Below are 738 nucleotides of genomic sequence, written 5' to 3'. Positions count from 1 at the left end.
CGCTTTGGAAAACTCCCACCTTTGATAAAAGCATGGGGTAAGATTTCTTTCTTTCCAAACAGTGTGTAAGTTACGCCGCGTTTTGTTTCTCTTGCTTGAAAAAATTTAAGAGGTATTGGTGTTCCAGAACCAATGATATCTGTCTCAAGAAACCTTGCTGTCGCCTTTTCTTTAATATAAACACCTCTTCTTATACGCTTTATTTGGGCTGATGAGATGTCTGCAACTTGCTTTTCAGTAAAGCGTTCAACTTGTTTTGCTGCAGTGTTTAGAGCATTACGCAGAGCCCAATTAAGGCGTGGTGCTTGAAGACTGGTGAAGGTATCCTTCACCTGTTGAAGATACCATTTTTGGTGGATGATTAACTTCAACTTCTAAGCCTTTTTTGGGGTAGGTGTTGATGACTTAGAAGCTTTAGATGCTTTTGGCTGTTCGAGTGGAATTTCCTCTGTCACTGGTTCAGACGATGTTTGTACGGCTTCTTGTTTTATCTGCTTAATTTGTTCAACTGCCTTGTCTGTTTTTGCTGTTGTCTTGACTCCAATAAAAGGTTTTACAGCATTAGCGCGCTTGAGACGTGCGTAGACTTGATTGGAAACTTCAACAAATGGATTATTGGGTGTTGATGGTTCAAAGCGAACAGTGCTTTTATTGTCGCCAACAACACACATTGGCTTAGTGATGACAGCTTTCATCATTGCTCCTTTTGAGTCATAATTAATGACATCATTAGTCAAA

1 protein-coding gene and 1 pseudogene are annotated in these 738 nt (G+C 39.8%); both read right to left on the bottom strand.

The features are described from left to right. Positions 1-371: pseudogene (locus ACFIKE_RS12020) on the bottom strand (hypothetical protein); the annotation flags it as partial. 3 nt (positions 372-374) lie between these two features. Beyond that, on the bottom strand, positions 375-695 hold the full coding sequence (locus ACFIKE_RS12015; protein WP_375650192.1) for a hypothetical protein: 321 nt from the start codon (positions 693-695) through the stop codon (positions 375-377). Positions 696-738: the final 43 nt, after the last annotated feature.

The sequence above is a fragment of the Bartonella sp. MU70NMGDW genome, from assembly GCF_042194085.1.
GTDB classification, from domain to species: Bacteria; Pseudomonadota; Alphaproteobacteria; order Rhizobiales; family Rhizobiaceae; genus Bartonella; species Bartonella grahamii.
Note: the sequence above shows the minus strand (reverse complement) of the source record. Positions and strands in the feature narration are given on the sequence as shown.

Bases quoted from the DNA above. Each gene is read 5' to 3' on its own strand.
- ACFIKE_RS12015 (WP_375650192.1), bottom strand. From the start codon at position 695: ATGAAAGCTGTCATCACTAAGCCAATGTGTGTTGTTGGCGACAATAAA.